We start from the raw sequence: 15,272 nt of genomic DNA on the forward strand, positions 1-15,272 counted from the left end.
CCTCCGGTTATTCGCTACGTGGGTCGAGAATGTCCCGCAGGCCATCGCCCAGCAGGTTGAACGCCAGGCTCACCAGCATGATCGCTGCACCCGGTACCGCCACCAGCCACCAGCATTCGAGCATGTAGCGCCGCCCGGTGGAGATCATCGCCCCCCACTCCGGCAACGGCGCCTGGGCGCCCAGGCCGAGAAAGCCCAATGCGGCGGCGGTGAGGATGATGCCGGCCATGTTCATGGTCAGGCGGATGATCACCGACGACAGGCACATGGGCACGATGTGGCGAAGGATGATGCGCGCAGGCGACGCCCCTTGCAGTTGCACCGCCACCACAAAGTCGGCCTTGCGCAGCGATAACGTTTCGGCTCGCGCCAGGCGGGCGATCGGCGGCCAGGAGGTGAGCGCGATGGCCACCACGGCATGCTCCAGGCCAGGGCCGAGCGCGGCGATGAAGGCCAGCGCCAGCACCAGGCTGGGGAACGAGATGAAGATGTCGGTGATGCGCATGAACACGGTATCGACGATACCGCCGAAGTAACCCGACACGGTGCCGATGAACAGCCCGATGGGGCCGACGATCACCGTGACCAGGGTGATGATGTACAGCGTGATGCGCGAGCCGTACACCAGCCGGCTGAAGATGTCGCGGCCGTACTCGTCGGTGCCGAACCAGTGCGCGGCGCCGGGCGCCTGCAAGGCGTTGGCAAGGTTTTGCGCCACCGGGTCGTGGGTGGCGATCCACGGCGCGAACGCCGCCACCACCACCAGCATCGTGGCCACCAGCAACCCCACCAGGGTCAGCGGGTTGCGCAGCAGGTGGCGCAGCACCTTGAGGCTGCTTTGGCACAACGCGTCGAGGCTGGAGGCTGGCATAGGGGCCGCCTGCGCCTTGGCGCCGGTATCGGATGAAGACATGTTGGCAATCATTGGCATGCTCCGGAGCTAAACGTATCAGCGTTGCTTGTAGACGCCCAGGTAACGGGTGGCTTCGGCGTCATCGCCGCTGAAGCCCCGGATATCGGCCGCACTAACGGCGGTGTCGGTCATTTGCGAAATCATCATGATCGGGCCCACTTGCTGGTCGTAGCGCTGCTGCGCCTGGTGGTACAGGCCCAGGCGCTTGCCCGCATCGCGCTCGACCCCGGCCTGGTCGATCAGCTGGTTAAGCTGCTGGTCGAAGAACGAAGCGCGCCAGCCCTGGAAGTTCGGCAGGCCCGCCGCGTCGCTGTTGTCGGGGTTGTAGGCAAAGGTGCGCAGGCTGAAGTACGGGTGCGGGTAACGCTCGGCGCCCCGCGCCACGATCATGTCGAAGTTGCGTGCGCGCATGGCGCCGTACACCTGGTTGCCGGTGCCGGTGACGATGCTGGCCTTGATCCCGCCTTCGGCCAGGGTGGCCTGCATGCGGGCGGCGATGTCGATGAAAGGCGGTTCGGACAGCGTGCGGATGGTGGTGGTGAAGCCTTGCGGGTAGCCCGCTTCGGCCAGCAGCGCCTTGGCCTTGGCGACGTCGAGGTGGTAGCCCGGGTCGGGCAGGCGCGCCTGCAAGCCCAGCTGCATGGGCTGCTGGTTGAGCACGCCGTAATGCGGCATCACCTGTTGGTCGATGCCCTGGTAGTCGATCAGGTTGCGCACCGCTTCGCGCACTTTCTGGTTGGCGAACTGCGGCTGCTTCATGCTCATGGCCACGTAGTACATGGTGCCGCGTTGCAGGGGCTGCACCTGCAACGTGGCCGCGTGCTCGATGGCCTTGATGTCGGGCGCGGCCATGCCAAAGGCCAGGTCCAGGTCGCCGCGCTCCAGCATCAGGCGCAGCGATTGCGACTCGGTCATGTGCCGCACCAGCACCCGCTTCATCTTGGCCGGGCCTGCCCAGTAGCCGTCGAAGCGGGTCATGATCAAGGCGTCGTTGGCGCTCCATTTGCTCAGGGTGTACGGCCCGCTGCCCGCCTCGTTGGTGACCAGCCAGGCAGCGCCCAGGTCGCCGTTCTTTTCGTGCTTCAACGCTTGCAGCCGGTCGACCACCACCGCGCTGGGTGAGGTCGCCAGCGAGTCGATCAGCAGCAAGGGATCGGTGGGCTGCGGCAGGTCGATCACCAGGGTGTGGGCATCGGTGGCGCGGATCAGCCCCTGAATGTTGTCGACGGTGTAGCCGTAGGCCTTCCAGGTGGTGGCCAGGCCAAAGTTGAGCTTCATCACCCGGTACAGCGACCAGGCCACGTCTTCAGCGGTGAGCGGGTTGCCGGAATGGAACTTCACATCGCTGCGCAGGTGGAAGGTAACTTGCTTGCCGTCGTCGCTCACCTGCCAGCGCTCGGCCAGTTGTGGCAGGTGCTGTTCCGGGTTGCCGTTGTCGCGCTTGACCAGCGTGTCGTACAGGTTGGCATTGATGCCGGAGGCATCCAGGCCGGGGGCGTTGGCAGGGTCGATGGAAAACAGGTTGACCATGCTCATGCCGACCACCAGTTGGTCGGCCGGCGTCTTCGCCAGGGCCGGCGCCATTGGGCCTAAAGCCAGCAATGCGCCCAGCAGGCTCAGGCGCAAGGTGGGGAATGCAATGTTCATGTGGGCGTCCTTCTTTTTATTGTTGTTCACTGTGTTCGCGTGGCTGAGGCGGGCTCAGCGGGTCCTTGGGTCGAACACTTTGTACAGCGCGTCGCTGACCAGGTTGAGGGCAACGAAGATCAGGCCGATGATCAGCACGCAACCCATCACCGCGTTCATGTCACCAAGCATCAGGCTGCTGGTGAGGTACTGGCCAAAGCCCGGCCAGGCAAACACCGTTTCGATCAGCACCGCGCCTTCGAGCAGCGAGCCATAGGCCAGCGCCACCACGGTGAGCAGTTGCACGAGGATGTTGCGAAACGCATGGCCCCACACCACCTGGCGGCGCGACAGGCCTTTTACCCGGGCGGTGATGATGTATTCCTGCGACAGCTGTTCAAGCATGAAGCTGCGGGTCATGCGGCTGATGTAGGCCACCGAGTTCAAGCCCAGGATCAACGCCGGCAACACGATATGGCGCAAGGCACTGGCAAAGGCTTCCCAGTCACGGGCCAGCGCGGTGTCGATCAGCAGCAGGCCGGTAACCTCATCGACCATGCCGTCGTAGGCCAGGTCGATGCGCCCTGCCCCGCCCGCCCAACCCAGCCAGGCGTAGAACACCAGCAGGCCCATCATGCCCACCCAGAAAATCGGCGTGGAGTAACCGAACAGCGTGATCACCCGCGCCACATGGTCGCCCACCCGCCCCTGATTGCTGGCCGCGACCACGCCCAGCGGCAGGCCGATGACGATGCCAAACAGGATCGCCAGAGTGGCCAGCTCGATGGTGGCCGGGAACACGCGCTTGATGTCTTCCAGCACCGGGTGGCCGGTAAGCAGCGCGTTGCCGAAGTCGCCGTGCAGCAGGTCGCTGAGGTACAGGCCGAACTGCGCCCACAGCGGTTTGTCCAGGCCCATGGCCCGGTACACCTGTTCGTAGGTGGAGCTGTCGGCATCAGGGCCGACCACGGCCAGCACCGGGTCCAGCGGCATCACCCGGCCAATGAAAAACGTCATCGCCAGCAGGCCCAGCAGGGTGACCAGCACCGTGCTGGCCCGGCGGGCAGTGCCGGACACCCGGGTGCCGAACACAGAGGCAGTTGAAAGCAACATAACAGGCTCCTGAAAAAGGCAGTTCGGCTCAGCGCGCTTTGTACACGTCTTTGTAGCGGGTGGTGGCGGCGCTGTGGGCCTGATAATCCTGAACGTCGTGGTACAGCACCACGGTGTCGGTCATCTGCGACACGGGTAAAATCGCCCCCACTTGCTGGTCCAGGGTGTTCTGGATCTGCTGGTACTGCGCCAGTTGCCGCGCCTTGTCGGGCTCTACTTCGGCTTGCTCGATCAGCTGGTTCAGCTCCGGGCTGTAGAACGAAGTGCGCCAGCCCTGGAAGTTGCTGAGCTTGGCGGCGTCGCGGTTGTCCGGGTTGTACACCAGCGTGCGCAGGCTGGAATGCGGGTGGCGTTCGGCACCACCGCCGCCACGGCCGACCAGCATGTCGAAGGTGCGGTCACGCATGGCGCCATACACCTGGTTGCCGGTGCCGGTGACGATGGTGGCCTTGATGCCGGCCTGGGCCAGGGTGGCCTGCAGGCTGGAGGCGATGTTGATGAAGGGCGGCTCGGTCAGCACGCGGATGGTGGTGTTGAAACCGTTGGGGTAACCCGCTTCGGCCAGCAGCTTTTTGGCTTCGGCCACGTTCAGGGTGTAGCCCGGGTCGTCCAGCCGCGCGGGCAGGCCCAGGGGCAGTGGGCGCTGGTTAAGCTGGCCATAATGGGGCATCACGGTCTGGTTGATACCCTGGTAGTCGATCAACGAACGCACGGCCCGGCGCACGCGGGCGTCGTCGAAGGGCTTGTTTTTCACGCTCAGGGCCACGTAATAGAGCGTGCCACGCTGTACGGTCTGGGTGCGTACCTGGTCGGACTTTTCCAGGGCTTCGATGTCGGGCGCGGACATGCCTTTGGCCAGGTCCAGGTCACCGCGTTCGACCATCAGCCGCAGCGACTGCGACTCGGTCATGTTGCGCATGACCACGCGCTTGAGCTTGGCCGGGCCGCCCCAGTAGCCGTCGAAGCGGTTCATCAGGATCACGTCGTTGGCGCGCCAGTCCTTGAGAATGAACGGCCCGCTGCCGGCCGCGTGGGTGGTGAGCCAGGCCCCGCCCAGGTCGTTGCCCTGCTGGTGTTGCAGCACCACCTTGCGATCGAGGATGAAGGCACTGGGCGACGTGGCCAGGGTGTTGAGCACCAGCATCGGGTCGGTGGGGCGCGGCAGGTCGAGCACGAAGGTGTGCTCATCCGTGGCGCGCATGTGTTGCTCGACGTTGTCGGCCGTAAAGCCATAGGCCTTCCAGGTTGAAGCCAGGGCCAGGTTCAGCTTGAGCACACGCTGCAGCGACCAGGCGACATCCTCGGCCGTGAGCGCATTGCCAGACTGGAACTGCACCCCTTGGCGCAGGTTGAAGGTGAGGGTCTTGCGGTCGTCGCTGACCTGCCAGCGTTCGGCCAGCGCCGGCACCAACTGGTCGGGCTGTTTGGCATCCTGCACCAGCAGCATGTCGTACAGGTTGGCGTTGACCTCCGACACATCCAGCCCGGTAGCCGCGGCCGGGTCCAGCGACAGCAGGTTGATCATGCTCATGCCGACAATCAACTGGTCGGCCGGCGTTTTGGCTAGCGCGGCAGGCACCTGCGCCAGGGTGAGTGATGCCGCAAGCACCCCCGCCCAGAATCTTGGGAAACCCTTCATGTGAGAAAGCCTTTTTTGTAGTTATTGGACTCTCGGGCGGCGCGCCTTCAGCACGCCGCCATGCCACGAATCAGAAGCTGCGCAGCGTGTTGGTCTCGACGTAATCGAAGTCGATGTCCTCCCCCAGGCCCGGCAGGTTCGACAGGTGCACGAAGCCGTCGGCGTCCATCGGGTCGACCAGGCGCTTGAGATACGCCGGCACCTCGTCGTAGTCCAGAAACGGGTGCAACAGGCCACGCTCGTACCAGGTGCAGTTTTTGATCGCACCGACCACCGACAGGTTGGCCGCGCCGTTGCCGTGGATTTCGCAGTCCATGCCGAACGACTCGGCCATGTGCGCCACCTTCAGGCACGGTGCGATACCGCCCACACCGGCCACGCCGGCACGCAAGATATCGCACACGTCGTTCTTTACCCAACTGGCGCGGCTCAAGTGTTTGCCGCCGAGGCTCTCCGGGCCGAGCACGGGGATGTCCAGCTGGCTGGACAACCAGGCATAGGACTCGGCGGAATCCTCCATCATCGGCTCTTCGAACCAGGCGAAATCGAGTTTTTCCAGCGCGCGGCCGATGGTCAGCGCGTCGGTGCGGCTGTACCAGTGGTAGCCGTCGATCATCAGCGCGATGTCCGGCCCCACCGCCTCACGCACGGCGGCGCAGGCCTTGATGTCCATGGCCACGCTGGGCGCGAACGACACCGGCGGCATCCAGGTGTGCAGCTTGATGGCCTTGTAGCCGCGTGCCACCAGCTTTTCGGCGAAGCGGCCGTACTCCTCCGGCGTCGACAACCCGCCCGGCAGCTCGTCGCCGCACATGGTCGAGCCGTAGGCCGGCACCTTGTCGCGGTAGCCACCAATCAGTTTGTACACCGGCACATTCAGCTTGCGCCCGGCCCAGTCCCACAACGCCTGCTCCACCAGCGCCAGGGCACGGTCGGTGAGCTGGCTGGCGCTGCCACGCTGCCAGTGCGCAAGGTCGTGCCAGATTTTTTCCCGGTCGAAGGCATTGGCCCCCACCAGCACCTTGCGCACAAAGCCATCCAGCACATAGGGGCGGATCAGCTCGGGTGCGCCCAGTGCGTAGCCCTCGTTGCCGCACTCGGTGCGGATGCGCAGCAGCGCCATCTGCGCCTGGGTTACATCGCCCGGGTGTGCATGGCCTGCACTGTCGACGGCACGGCGTGTGGGGTAGGAAAAAATCTGGACGTTTACAGCGGTAATGATCATGGACGTCTGAACCTTCTTATTGGATTTATGGCGGGTGAGTCACGCTCTGAGCAGGACTCTACGTCATCAGACATCTTTTGGAAAGCACCTCTTTTGAAGTTTATTTTGTGCCATTTCCATGCTCAACCATCTGCCACACCGGGTGAGATGCACGTCACACAAAGCCAACAAATACAGCAATAACAACAACTTAAACGTAAGTTGCGGCGTTATATGACAACTTTGCAAGAAAAAATAGACAACCCTCAGGTTGTACGATAACTTTTCTGCCACCTGAGCCGGTGGCCGCACCTCGCCCAAGCCAGGCAACCCGTTCCAGAACGACCTCGACAAAAACAAAAAAAGAAGATCGCATGAACACCACACTCCGCAATCTGCTTGCAGTTGGCTGCCTTGGCTTGTCTTTTCATGCGTGCGCCGACTCGGCCAGCATCAACTACCGCCACGGCTACACCGAAGACGACAGCATCCATTCCGACCGCATCAAGCTCAATTACCGCAAGGACAGCGGCCTGGGCTTTGCCGCCGAGATGAAGTACCGCACCGGCGGCGACCGCGAAGACGTCGCGTACGACAACATGGTCAACAACGGCCATGAATTCACCGTGGACTACAACTACAAGCTGAGCCCACAGTCGACGCTGACCCCGGCCTTCCAGATGGAGAGCGTGAAAGACGCCACCACCTACAAGTTCGGCCTCAAGTACAGCTACAAGATCAACGACACCTGGTACGTCGCCGCCCGCCTGCGCCAGGACGCGCGCAGCCTGGACCGCGACCAGGTCGACCACAGCAAATCCGACCGCGCCAAAGACGACCAGAACACCACCCGCTACGAAGGCTGGCTGGGCTACACCCCCAAAGGCCCGTGGGCCTTCGAGTACCAGTACATCCACTTCCAGACCGACTACATCCGCTACGACAACAAGAAGAGCGACTACGAGCAGAACCTGATCATCAAATACAAGCTCAACAAGGAATGGTCGCCCTTCATGGAAGTGGGCGACATCAAGGTCAACGCCTACACCGACGACCGCCAGGCCCGCTGGCGCGTGGGCGTGCAGTACAACTTCCTGTAATTCCTCCTTCAAACTACGGCGACCGTCATGAGTAACTTCAACCACCGCGACACCCCAAAACCGTTCAACCGCCTGCTGCTGACCGGCGCCGCTGGCGGCCTTGGCCAGGTCATGCGCGAACGCTTGCAGGCCCATGCCAATGTGGTGCGGGTTTCGGACATCAGCGCCATGGCCCCGGCGGCGGGCGACCATGAAGAAGTGGTGAGCTGCAACCTGGCGGACAAGGCGGCGGTACTGGCGCTGGCCCAGGATGTGGATGCCATCGTGCACCTGGGCGGCATCAGCACCGAGCGCGACTTTGAGTCGATACTGGATGCCAACATTCGTGGCACCTTTCATATCTATGAAGCGGCGCGCAAGCACGGCATCAAGCGCGTGGTGTTTGCCAGCTCCAACCATGTAACCGGCTTTTACCCGCAGGACGAACAGGTGGACGCCCACTCCCCTCGCCGGCCTGACTGTTATTACGGGTTGTCCAAGGCCTATGGCGAGGACCTGGCCACGTTTTACTTTCACCGGTATGGCATTGAGACGGTCAGCTTGCGCATAGGGTCATCATTCCCCGAGCCGCGTAACGTGCGCATGCTCAGCACCTGGTTGAGCTATGACGACCTCGATCATCTGGTGGAGCGTGCGCTGGTGTGCGAGGGCGTTGGGCATACCGTGGTGTATGGCATGTCGGATAACCGCGATGTGTGGTGGAGCAACCGGTTTGCGGCGCACCTGGGGTTTGCGCCGAAAGACAGCTCCGAGCGTTTTCGTGCGCAGATGGAAGCGCTGCCCAAGCCCGCAGCTGATGACCGCTCCGCGCTATTGCAAGGTGGTGCGTTTACCACTGCCGGCCCCTTTGACGACTGAACCCGGAGCTGCCCGATGACGGCCGAATTGTTGGTTGATGCACGTAACGCCACGGGTGAAAGCCCGGTGTGGCACCCCGAGGAAAATGCCTTGTACTGGGTCGACATTCCCGCTGGCCGGCTGCACCGCTGGCAGGCGGACGGGCAGACGCGGACCTGGCAAGGGGAAGAGATGCTGGGGTGCATTGCCCTCGCTGGCGATGGCAAATGGTTGGGCGCGCGGGAGCATGGGATTTGCCTGCTGACGCCCGGGGATGATGGCCGGCTGCATGCCGAGCCTGCCGCAGCTGTGGAACATGCGCGGGAACAGATGCGCTTCAACGATGGGCGTTGTGACCGGCAAGGGCGGTTTTGGGCGGGCACGTTGCAGACGAACCTGGGTGGTGAGCCGACTGGGGCGCTCTACCGGTTTGAGCCGCATCTTGAGGTGCTGCCGGCGCGGCTGGATGGGTTCAAGGTGCCCAACGGGATGGCGTTCAGCCCCGATGGCCGCACGATGTACCTGTCGGACTCGCACCCGAGCGTGCAGACGATCTGGGCGTATGACTATGACATTGACACTGGCACGCCGCATAACCGCAGGGTGTTTGTTGATATGAACCAGCATCCCGGGCGGCCGGATGGGGCGGCGGTGGACGTTGAAGGGTGTTACTGGATTTGTGCGATTGATGCCGGGCTGGTGTTGCGATTCACGCCGGATGGGCGGCTGGACCGGGCGCTGGAGGTGCCGGTGAAGAAGCCGACCATGTGTGCGTTTGGCGGGGCGCGGATGGATACGTTATTTGTGACGTCCATTCGGCCGCAGGGGGTGGATTTGAGCGATCAGCCGTTGGCGGGTGGGGTGTTTGCGCTGGATCCGGGGGTGACGGGGATTGCTGAGGTGGTGGCGCGGGTTTGAGGCTGAAACCGCTCACCTGAATCACCTTTTGCCGAGCAGTGCAGACTGATATGGCCTGGCCACAAGCCTTGAGCGCACATGGACATCAAGCATCATGATCAAACGCCTCCAGTGCGCTGCTCGTTGAGAATGTCCTCTACTGTTCGCTCATTACCAGCCTTGACCACTTTCAGATCGTAACCGGCGGGTTCCAGCAGTCGAACAAGCGCTAAAACGCTCATATCACCTTTGGCCAGTGTTTCCATCCGAGCCACGGTAGAGCGTGATACGCCTGCGCGGCTAGCTAGCAGCTCTTGGCTGAGCTTTGCATTTCGCCGGGCTTGCTTCAGCATTTCGGCAACATCGTATAGAGAGGACGTTTGTAGCCCCTGAGCATCAAAAATAAGCGTTTTGGTCAGTTATGTAGCCCTTGAGCCACACGCAAGCAACTAATCTCTTATCTCGCCCTGTAGCACCAGGGCTACAAAAATGCTCAGAACTGACTATTTTGTAGCCTTAAGGCCACAGAAAGCGATGAACATTGACTACCGAGGGGCATTGCGACCCAACTGCCTTACTCAAAAACAAAATCCTGTACAGCTCTTGTAGGAGCGGATTCATCCGCGATGGGGCGCAAAGCGCCCCCAATCACCCACTTGAGCCTCGTGATGGCCTGAATATCGAGTGCCGCCCGCGAAAGCAATCTAGGCCCGTACCGTTCACCTGAGTGGGAACTGAAGAAAAAATCGGCGTAATCGCAAAATCTGAAGATTTTGTTAACCCACTCAAAAAAATCACAACGCTAACGACCAAACTGAAAGAAAGTGCATGCACCGCAGATAATCGCTTCGACGTCCGCGGCCGTACCCTCGCCAACCTGGCCATGATGTAGCAACCCACCCCCACTTCATCCACAATCAGCCACCCCGCCCAAGCCCGCAGGCACCCAATGCTCACCACCCTCGCCATCGGCAACTACCGCTCGATCAACCACCTCGTGCTGCCGCTGGGCCAACTCAACCTGGTGACCGGCGCCAACGGCAGCGGCAAGTCCAACCTGTACAAAGCCCTGCGCCTGCTCGCCGAAACCGCCCAAGGCGGCGTGATTGAAGCCCTCGCCCGCGAAGGCGGCCTTGACTCAACCTGGTGGGCCGGCCCGGAAATGAGTGCCCGCATGAAGCGCGGCGAAGTCCCCATCCAGGGCCAGCACCCCTCAGAAGCCAAACGCCTGCGCCTGGGTTTTGCCACCGAGGATTTCGGCTTTGCCATATCACTCGGCCTACCGATGCCACTCCCGTACCCAACCGCATTCATGCTCGACCCCGAGATAAAATGCGAAGCCATCTGGGGCGCCGGTGCCTACCGCCCCTCTTCCCTGCTGGTAGAACGCAAAAACGCCATGGTCCGCGCCAGAGCAGAAAACGGCTGGGAAATACTCGACCAGCATGCCGACAGCTGCGAAAGCTTCTTCAACATCGTCGGCCGCCCCCGCCAAGCCCCGGAGATCGGCGAGCTGCGGGCGTTCATCAATAGCTGGCGCTTCTACGACCACTTCCGCATCGACCGCGACGCCCCCTGCCGCCAGCCCCAGTTGGGCACCCGCACGCCAGTGCTGCATCACGACGGCCGCAATCTCGCTTCGGCGCTGCAAACCATTATCGAGATTGGCGAGGTGGAAGACCTAGAGGCAGCCCTGGAGGACGCGTTTCCCGGCAGCCGCCTGGACATTGATGCGCCACCCGGAGGAATGTTCAGCGTGCGCCTGCACCAGCACGGGCTGTTACGGCCATTGGGCGGCGCTGAATTGTCGGACGGCACGTTGCGTTACCTGCTGCTGATGGCCGCCCTGCTGACACCCCGCCCGCCCTCGCTGATGGTGCTGAACGAACCGGAAACCAGCCTGCATGCCGACCTGCTGCCTGCACTGGCACGGCTGATTATTCGCGCTTCGCAGCGGAGCCAGGTTTGGGTGGTTTCGCACAGTGCGCCGTTGATTGAGGCGCTGTCGGCGTGTGAGGGGTGCCAGGTGTTGGAGCTGGAGAAGGTGCAGGGGCAAACGCAGCTGCGCGGGGTTGGGTTGCTGGATGAGCCGTTGTGGCGGTGGGTGGATTGAGCGGGAAAATCAGATTTAGGCCCTTTTTTGTAGGACGTTTCCCAAAGATACTGCCCTCCGTTGCGGTCGTATTTTTAGCGTTTTAGTCTCGGCGCGTTGCTGCTTATCAGTGACTAGCTTTGACAGGCTAATGATGACCAAACATGCAGCTTTGCCTATGGCGGCTGTGTGTGGGGCACCCCCGTGTGCGCCGGTTTGGTCTTCACCGGTCTGTCAACCCATACACAGCTGCCACCACTTGTTTGACAGCAAGCGCTGGTCGCTCCATTGAGGACCAAAAAATGCTGAAGATCGTCCCCGATCCACCCCACTATCTCCATGCCCTGGAAGATACATTGATGATGGCTGCGGATTACGCGCTATGTGCTGAGGCTGTTGCCCAACAGGCGATATTGATGCAGCCCAAGTCGCCGGTGTCCGTATTGATCATGGCATCGATGCACGAGCTTGAGTCGCTCCGCAAATTGCTCGAGTCCGCGCTGGTTCAAGTGCAAAAGCCAGCGGACCCGCAGGCACTTAACTAAAACGCATCATGTTGAGCCCGGGGCGGCCAACCACCCCGGGCGGCTACGCTTTCAGGGAGATCAGCCAATGCCCACCCATTTCACCGTCGGCAAAACCACCTTCTACCAAGGTGAAAACCAAACCCACCCCCTCTTCCGCATCGAACCCGGCATCCCCTGCCAACACGCCCGCGAACAAGCCTCCGAACTGATGGGCTACGCCCGCGACCTCAGCATCGACGGCCTGATGGAAGACAAACCCCACCTACTCTGGGCCTCCCACTACCTCTGCGCCCTGGCCAAAGCCCTGCTGGATGACGCCGAGCTCGGCATGACCCACTAACCCCAACGTGGGCAACTGCATCACTCACAATCAAAAACCTGCACAACTCGTGTAGGAGCGGATTCATCCGCGATGGGGCGCAACGCGCCCCCATTCCGCTAGCTGACCTTTGCGGCGGGCAGTAGGACAAGCCCCACCCGCGAACGCGAGTGAAGCCCGTGCCCCGGATTACGGCCCAGACCTCGCAGCAGCTCAACGCCTCAAGAACAAATCAGCCCATACCCGAAAACTGAAGATTTTCACATCCCAGTAAAAGAAATGTCGGCGACATGGCCAGAACTGAAGAAAATGTCTGTGCCTAGCCACCTTTCAACGACGACCTCAAACCTTCCCCCTTTAGATCTCAAGCTCCATCACCTGCGATTCCAAAGACGACGCCTCGCGCAAAGGCCCCGGCTCACCAACTGGCCGAATTCCGCATGCGCGGTACAGATGCATCGCCGGACTGTCCGTGATCGTCACACCCAAACGAATACGCTGCGCACCGCAGCCTTCGGACCAAGCAATAGCACTCTCAAGCAAAGCACGCCCAATACCAACGCCGCGTGCACTAGGGTCTACCACATCTGGAAAACCTCGACCAAACCTGGCTCAGCATCCGATGATTTGCACCAGACCAAACCACAAGCCTCTCCCTGCTTGAAAGCAAGAAATGCCCGAGCGTAGGTGGAAGTAGCCATCCCAGCAACCCGAGACTCCCAGTCCCCATTGCTGCGAACCAGCTCACCCTCAAAAGTACTTGCGAAAGCGTCCGGCGACTCACTCAGAGCGCTTAAACGCAGATCGCGATAAAGCTTCCATTCATTTGCTTCGATTGGACGGACGAAAACCATGGTAGCCCCTGTCTGCCTTGTGGAGACTGCCCTAAAAAGAGAGCCCTTCCCCCGCCGATTCCACCCGCCGAATAGTGGCTCATTGCCCATTTATCGTTGAATTCCCTAGCCACTTTGGCCACGATAGGACATTTCCTACAGCGTTCAGCGAATAAGGACAGTACTCGTGGCGATCAAATCTGTATCGAAGGAACGAATTGACACAGCTTTGCATCATTTCGACCAGGAGCTCAGAGGCAAACGAGAGTGGCTAGGCTGGGAAAGCAACCTAGCCCACCGATACGCCATCCAGGTTGCTGGAAAGCACTATCCAGCGAAGAAAATTGTTTCCCTGGCAACCGGCGTACCTGTCAGTGATTTCTCCGGCGGACACCCTACCAACAGCTACCTGCAAAAGCGGGGCTTCACCGTTATTGAGTTACCACGAGAGGATGCTGAACCAGTCCTGCAGTTCACTCCGGGCGCTGTCTACGACCGAAAAACCGAGATCAATGGCCCGTTTGGTGGCAGCAGACAAAGCGGCATTGCACCCTCGCGGATCTACCCCGCCATTTTCTTGTTCACGGGTGACACTGGCGAACAGTACGGCTATACGGACCGTTGGGAAAACGGCGCATTTCTGTACACCGGCGAGGGCCAAATCGGGCCTATGACGCTGACTCGTGGTAACCGAGCAATCGCTGAGCATGCAGAAGATGGCCGCGCGCTTCATCTGTTCGAATCGCTAGGAAAAGGCAAAGGTAATCGCTATGTCGGTGAGTTTGCTTGTGCCGATGTAATTCAGCGGACTCAGCCGGATCTGGAAGACAACGAACGTCTGGCGCTGGTTTTCCGATTGGTGCCGGTGGGGAGACAGGAAGCTGTTGAGCCGGAAACTGAGGACGACACAGATCTCGCAGACTCACTGGAAGCTGCTCGACTGGCTGCATTTGCAGCATGCAAGCCTGTAACAAATGAGAGCGGCCAATCCGCACCGCGAAAAATTTACCAACGCAGCAGGAAAGTCGCGCATTACGTCATGTTACGGGCTCGGGGCGAGTGTGAAAGCTGCAGCAAGCCGGCTCCATTTAGGAAAAAGGACGGTACGTCATATCTGGAGCCGCACCACGTGAATAGACTTTCAGATGGTGGTCTAGACCATCCACGGTACGTCGGCGCCATCTGCCCATCGTGCCACCGAGAAATTCACTCAGGCACAAATGGATATGAGCGAAACAAGAAACTCAAGAAGCACTTAGAAATGCTAGAACCCTGAATTAAGCTTCAATCAATTAAGCACACATTATGGAGATATCGGGATCTGCATCGCATGCTTGCCTCAGATCTCATGACTCATAAAAATCACACAACCGCCCGAATATCACTGGCACTACCTGAAGCTTAGCTCTCAAGAAATCACGTAAGTAATCATTAGGACTTTACATAAGCACTAAAACTCATACCTTAAGATGTCCATGCGAGCACGAATCCGAAGAAAGTCAAGCCTCTAAAACAAAGCACCTTGTTTGTCATGCATGTCAAGTCCATACAGTGACGAAATCTGCTCAACAAATTCATTATGCCCACCATAGCTTGGATGGCGAACCTTACAACAGCTAGCTTTACCACTTATTTTTAAACCCGATTTCAGTGCATCATTACCAATCGCGACAATTCTGCGCGGCTTCAATATATCGAACAAATCAGACAGAATTTCCTCACCTATTTTTCTTTCTCGAGCGTTATGCGCTCTATTGCTAAAAAAATCCCCTGCAATGTAGGGATGAAGAGGAAATACATTCCATAAAAAGATTGGCGCATCTATGGTTTGAAGAACCCCCCATATAATCGTTGCCGTTCGCTCTTTGCACATAGCGCCGACCGTGAACTGTTCTGCCTTAATACCCCAGCGCTCAGCATGCGCGATTGCATTTACCTCATCCGTTAGTGCCAATCCAGTACGCCGCCCACCTTTGTAACCCAAGTCTCGCCCCATCCATATTGCATCAACTTCTGACTTAGATGCGACATACAACAGCTGCTCAAATAGCAATCGCCTCAAAAGGCAAGCATTCTGCTTATCATAAACAGGGCAAATATCGGAATAAGGATTAAAGCAATTATCAAGCCTCAAATCAGCTAGATTCTTCACAAACGATTTTGGCGTCATAA

The 15,272-nt window shown here is 60.0% G+C and carries 15 protein-coding genes; 7 read left to right on the plus strand and 8 right to left on the minus strand.

The genetic code is table 11. The features are described 5' to 3' along the window. Nucleotides 1–7: 7 nt before the first annotated feature. From PVV54_RS16595 to PVV54_RS16615, 5 genes are all read right to left on the minus strand, one after another. Entirely contained in the window at nucleotides 8–925 is a 918-nt protein-coding gene (locus PVV54_RS16595) for an ABC transporter permease (RefSeq protein WP_274906305.1), read from the minus strand. Between the two features lie 24 nt (nucleotides 926–949). Further along, nucleotides 950–2,560, minus strand: coding sequence for an ABC transporter substrate-binding protein (locus PVV54_RS16600; protein ID WP_274906306.1), 1,611 nt, complete (start codon nucleotides 2,558–2,560; stop codon nucleotides 950–952). Nucleotides 2,561–2,614: 54 nt separating this feature from the next. Beyond that, nucleotides 2,615–3,652, minus strand: coding sequence for an ABC transporter permease (locus tag PVV54_RS16605; RefSeq protein ID WP_274906307.1), 1,038 nt, complete (start codon nucleotides 3,650–3,652; stop codon nucleotides 2,615–2,617). A gap of 28 nt (nucleotides 3,653–3,680) precedes the next feature. Beyond that, nucleotides 3,681–5,291: an ABC transporter substrate-binding protein gene (locus PVV54_RS16610; RefSeq protein WP_274906308.1), complete on the minus strand. Its 1,611-nt coding sequence runs from the start codon at nucleotides 5,289–5,291 to the stop codon at nucleotides 3,681–3,683. A 70-nt stretch (nucleotides 5,292–5,361) separates the two neighbouring features. Further along, a complete protein-coding gene (locus PVV54_RS16615; RefSeq protein WP_274906309.1) occupies nucleotides 5,362–6,516 on the minus strand; it encodes a mandelate racemase family protein in 1,155 nt (384 codons plus the stop codon). Between the two features lie 353 nt (nucleotides 6,517–6,869). Here PVV54_RS16615 and PVV54_RS16620 point away from each other — a divergent pair, with 353 nt between their 5' ends. Genes PVV54_RS16620 through PVV54_RS16630 form a run of 3 tightly spaced genes read left to right on the plus strand, consistent with a single transcriptional unit; the run spans nucleotide 6,870 to nucleotide 9,350 of the window. Continuing rightward, nucleotides 6,870–7,595, plus strand: a complete 726-nt coding sequence (locus PVV54_RS16620; RefSeq protein WP_274906310.1) for an oligogalacturonate-specific porin KdgM family protein — start codon at nucleotides 6,870–6,872, stop codon at nucleotides 7,593–7,595. Nucleotides 7,596–7,622: 27 nt separating this feature from the next. Continuing rightward, nucleotides 7,623–8,453 carry an NAD-dependent epimerase/dehydratase family protein gene (locus PVV54_RS16625; RefSeq protein WP_274906311.1) on the plus strand — a complete coding sequence of 277 codons (831 nt, stop codon included), beginning with the start codon at nucleotides 7,623–7,625 and terminating at the stop codon, nucleotides 8,451–8,453. Nucleotides 8,454–8,468: 15 nt separating this feature from the next. Then, on the plus strand, nucleotides 8,469–9,350 hold the full coding sequence (locus PVV54_RS16630; protein ID WP_274906312.1) for an SMP-30/gluconolactonase/LRE family protein: 882 nt from the start codon (nucleotides 8,469–8,471) through the stop codon (nucleotides 9,348–9,350). Nucleotides 9,351–9,448: 98 nt separating this feature from the next. Here the strand turns inward: PVV54_RS16630 and PVV54_RS16635 are convergent, their stop codons facing one another. Then, nucleotides 9,449–9,682, minus strand: a complete 234-nt coding sequence (locus PVV54_RS16635; RefSeq protein ID WP_274906313.1) for a helix-turn-helix transcriptional regulator — start codon at nucleotides 9,680–9,682, stop codon at nucleotides 9,449–9,451. 596 nt (nucleotides 9,683–10,278) lie between these two features. Here PVV54_RS16635 and PVV54_RS16640 point away from each other — a divergent pair. The 3 genes from PVV54_RS16640 (at nucleotide 10,279) to PVV54_RS16650 (ending at nucleotide 12,288) form a co-directional block, all read left to right on the plus strand. Beyond that, nucleotides 10,279–11,442, plus strand: coding sequence for an AAA family ATPase (locus PVV54_RS16640; RefSeq protein ID WP_274906314.1), 1,164 nt, complete (start codon nucleotides 10,279–10,281; stop codon nucleotides 11,440–11,442). Between the two features lie 281 nt (nucleotides 11,443–11,723). Next, nucleotides 11,724–11,966 (plus strand): hypothetical protein, encoded by a 243-nt coding sequence (locus PVV54_RS16645; protein WP_274906315.1) that lies wholly within the window; start codon nucleotides 11,724–11,726, stop codon nucleotides 11,964–11,966. A gap of 67 nt (nucleotides 11,967–12,033) precedes the next feature. Further along, complete coding sequence (locus tag PVV54_RS16650) at nucleotides 12,034–12,288, plus strand: DUF3077 domain-containing protein (RefSeq protein ID WP_274906316.1); 255 nt, start codon at nucleotides 12,034–12,036, stop codon at nucleotides 12,286–12,288. Between the two features lie 336 nt (nucleotides 12,289–12,624). Here PVV54_RS16650 and PVV54_RS16655 read toward each other — a convergent pair whose 3' ends face one another. Further along, nucleotides 12,625–12,852: a GNAT family N-acetyltransferase gene (locus tag PVV54_RS16655; protein ID WP_274906317.1), complete on the minus strand. Its 228-nt coding sequence runs from the start codon at nucleotides 12,850–12,852 to the stop codon at nucleotides 12,625–12,627. A gap of 435 nt (nucleotides 12,853–13,287) precedes the next feature. Between PVV54_RS16655 and PVV54_RS16660 the strand changes: the two genes are divergently transcribed. After that, nucleotides 13,288–14,376 carry an HNH endonuclease gene (locus tag PVV54_RS16660; RefSeq protein WP_274906318.1) on the plus strand — a complete coding sequence of 363 codons (1,089 nt, stop codon included), beginning with the start codon at nucleotides 13,288–13,290 and terminating at the stop codon, nucleotides 14,374–14,376. A gap of 231 nt (nucleotides 14,377–14,607) precedes the next feature. Here the strand turns inward: PVV54_RS16660 and PVV54_RS16665 are convergent, their stop codons facing one another. Beyond that, a complete protein-coding gene (locus PVV54_RS16665) occupies nucleotides 14,608–15,270 on the minus strand; it encodes a uracil-DNA glycosylase (RefSeq protein WP_274906319.1) in 663 nt (220 codons plus the stop codon). Nucleotides 15,271–15,272 lie beyond the last annotated feature (2 nt).

The sequence above is a fragment of the Pseudomonas sp. PSKL.D1 genome, from assembly GCF_028898945.1.
GTDB lineage: Bacteria > Pseudomonadota > Gammaproteobacteria > Pseudomonadales > Pseudomonadaceae > Aquipseudomonas.

What these genes read in the sequence shown, in the direction of transcription:
- PVV54_RS16665 (WP_274906319.1), bottom strand. Translation starts at nt 15,270, where the DNA reads ATGACGCCAAAATCGTTTGTGAAGAATCTAGCTGATTTGAGGCTTGAT.
- PVV54_RS16620 (WP_274906310.1), top strand. Translation starts at nt 6,870, where the DNA reads ATGAACACCACACTCCGCAATCTGCTTGCAGTTGGCTGCCTTGGCTTG.
- PVV54_RS16650 (WP_274906316.1), top strand. Translation starts at nt 12,034, where the DNA reads ATGCCCACCCATTTCACCGTCGGCAAAACCACCTTCTACCAAGGTGAA.
- PVV54_RS16630 (WP_274906312.1), top strand. Translation starts at nt 8,469, where the DNA reads ATGACGGCCGAATTGTTGGTTGATGCACGTAACGCCACGGGTGAAAGC.
- PVV54_RS16615 (WP_274906309.1), bottom strand. Translation starts at nt 6,516, where the DNA reads ATGATCATTACCGCTGTAAACGTCCAGATTTTTTCCTACCCCACACGC.
- PVV54_RS16600 (WP_274906306.1), bottom strand. Translation starts at nt 2,560, where the DNA reads ATGAACATTGCATTCCCCACCTTGCGCCTGAGCCTGCTGGGCGCATTG.
- PVV54_RS16610 (WP_274906308.1), bottom strand. Translation starts at nt 5,291, where the DNA reads ATGAAGGGTTTCCCAAGATTCTGGGCGGGGGTGCTTGCGGCATCACTC.
- PVV54_RS16625 (WP_274906311.1), top strand. Translation starts at nt 7,623, where the DNA reads ATGAGTAACTTCAACCACCGCGACACCCCAAAACCGTTCAACCGCCTG.
- PVV54_RS16595 (WP_274906305.1), bottom strand. Translation starts at nt 925, where the DNA reads ATGATTGCCAACATGTCTTCATCCGATACCGGCGCCAAGGCGCAGGCG.
- PVV54_RS16605 (WP_274906307.1), bottom strand. Translation starts at nt 3,652, where the DNA reads ATGTTGCTTTCAACTGCCTCTGTGTTCGGCACCCGGGTGTCCGGCACT.
- PVV54_RS16645 (WP_274906315.1), top strand. Translation starts at nt 11,724, where the DNA reads ATGCTGAAGATCGTCCCCGATCCACCCCACTATCTCCATGCCCTGGAA.
- PVV54_RS16635 (WP_274906313.1), bottom strand. Translation starts at nt 9,682, where the DNA reads ATGCTGAAGCAAGCCCGGCGAAATGCAAAGCTCAGCCAAGAGCTGCTA.
- PVV54_RS16640 (WP_274906314.1), top strand. Translation starts at nt 10,279, where the DNA reads ATGCTCACCACCCTCGCCATCGGCAACTACCGCTCGATCAACCACCTC.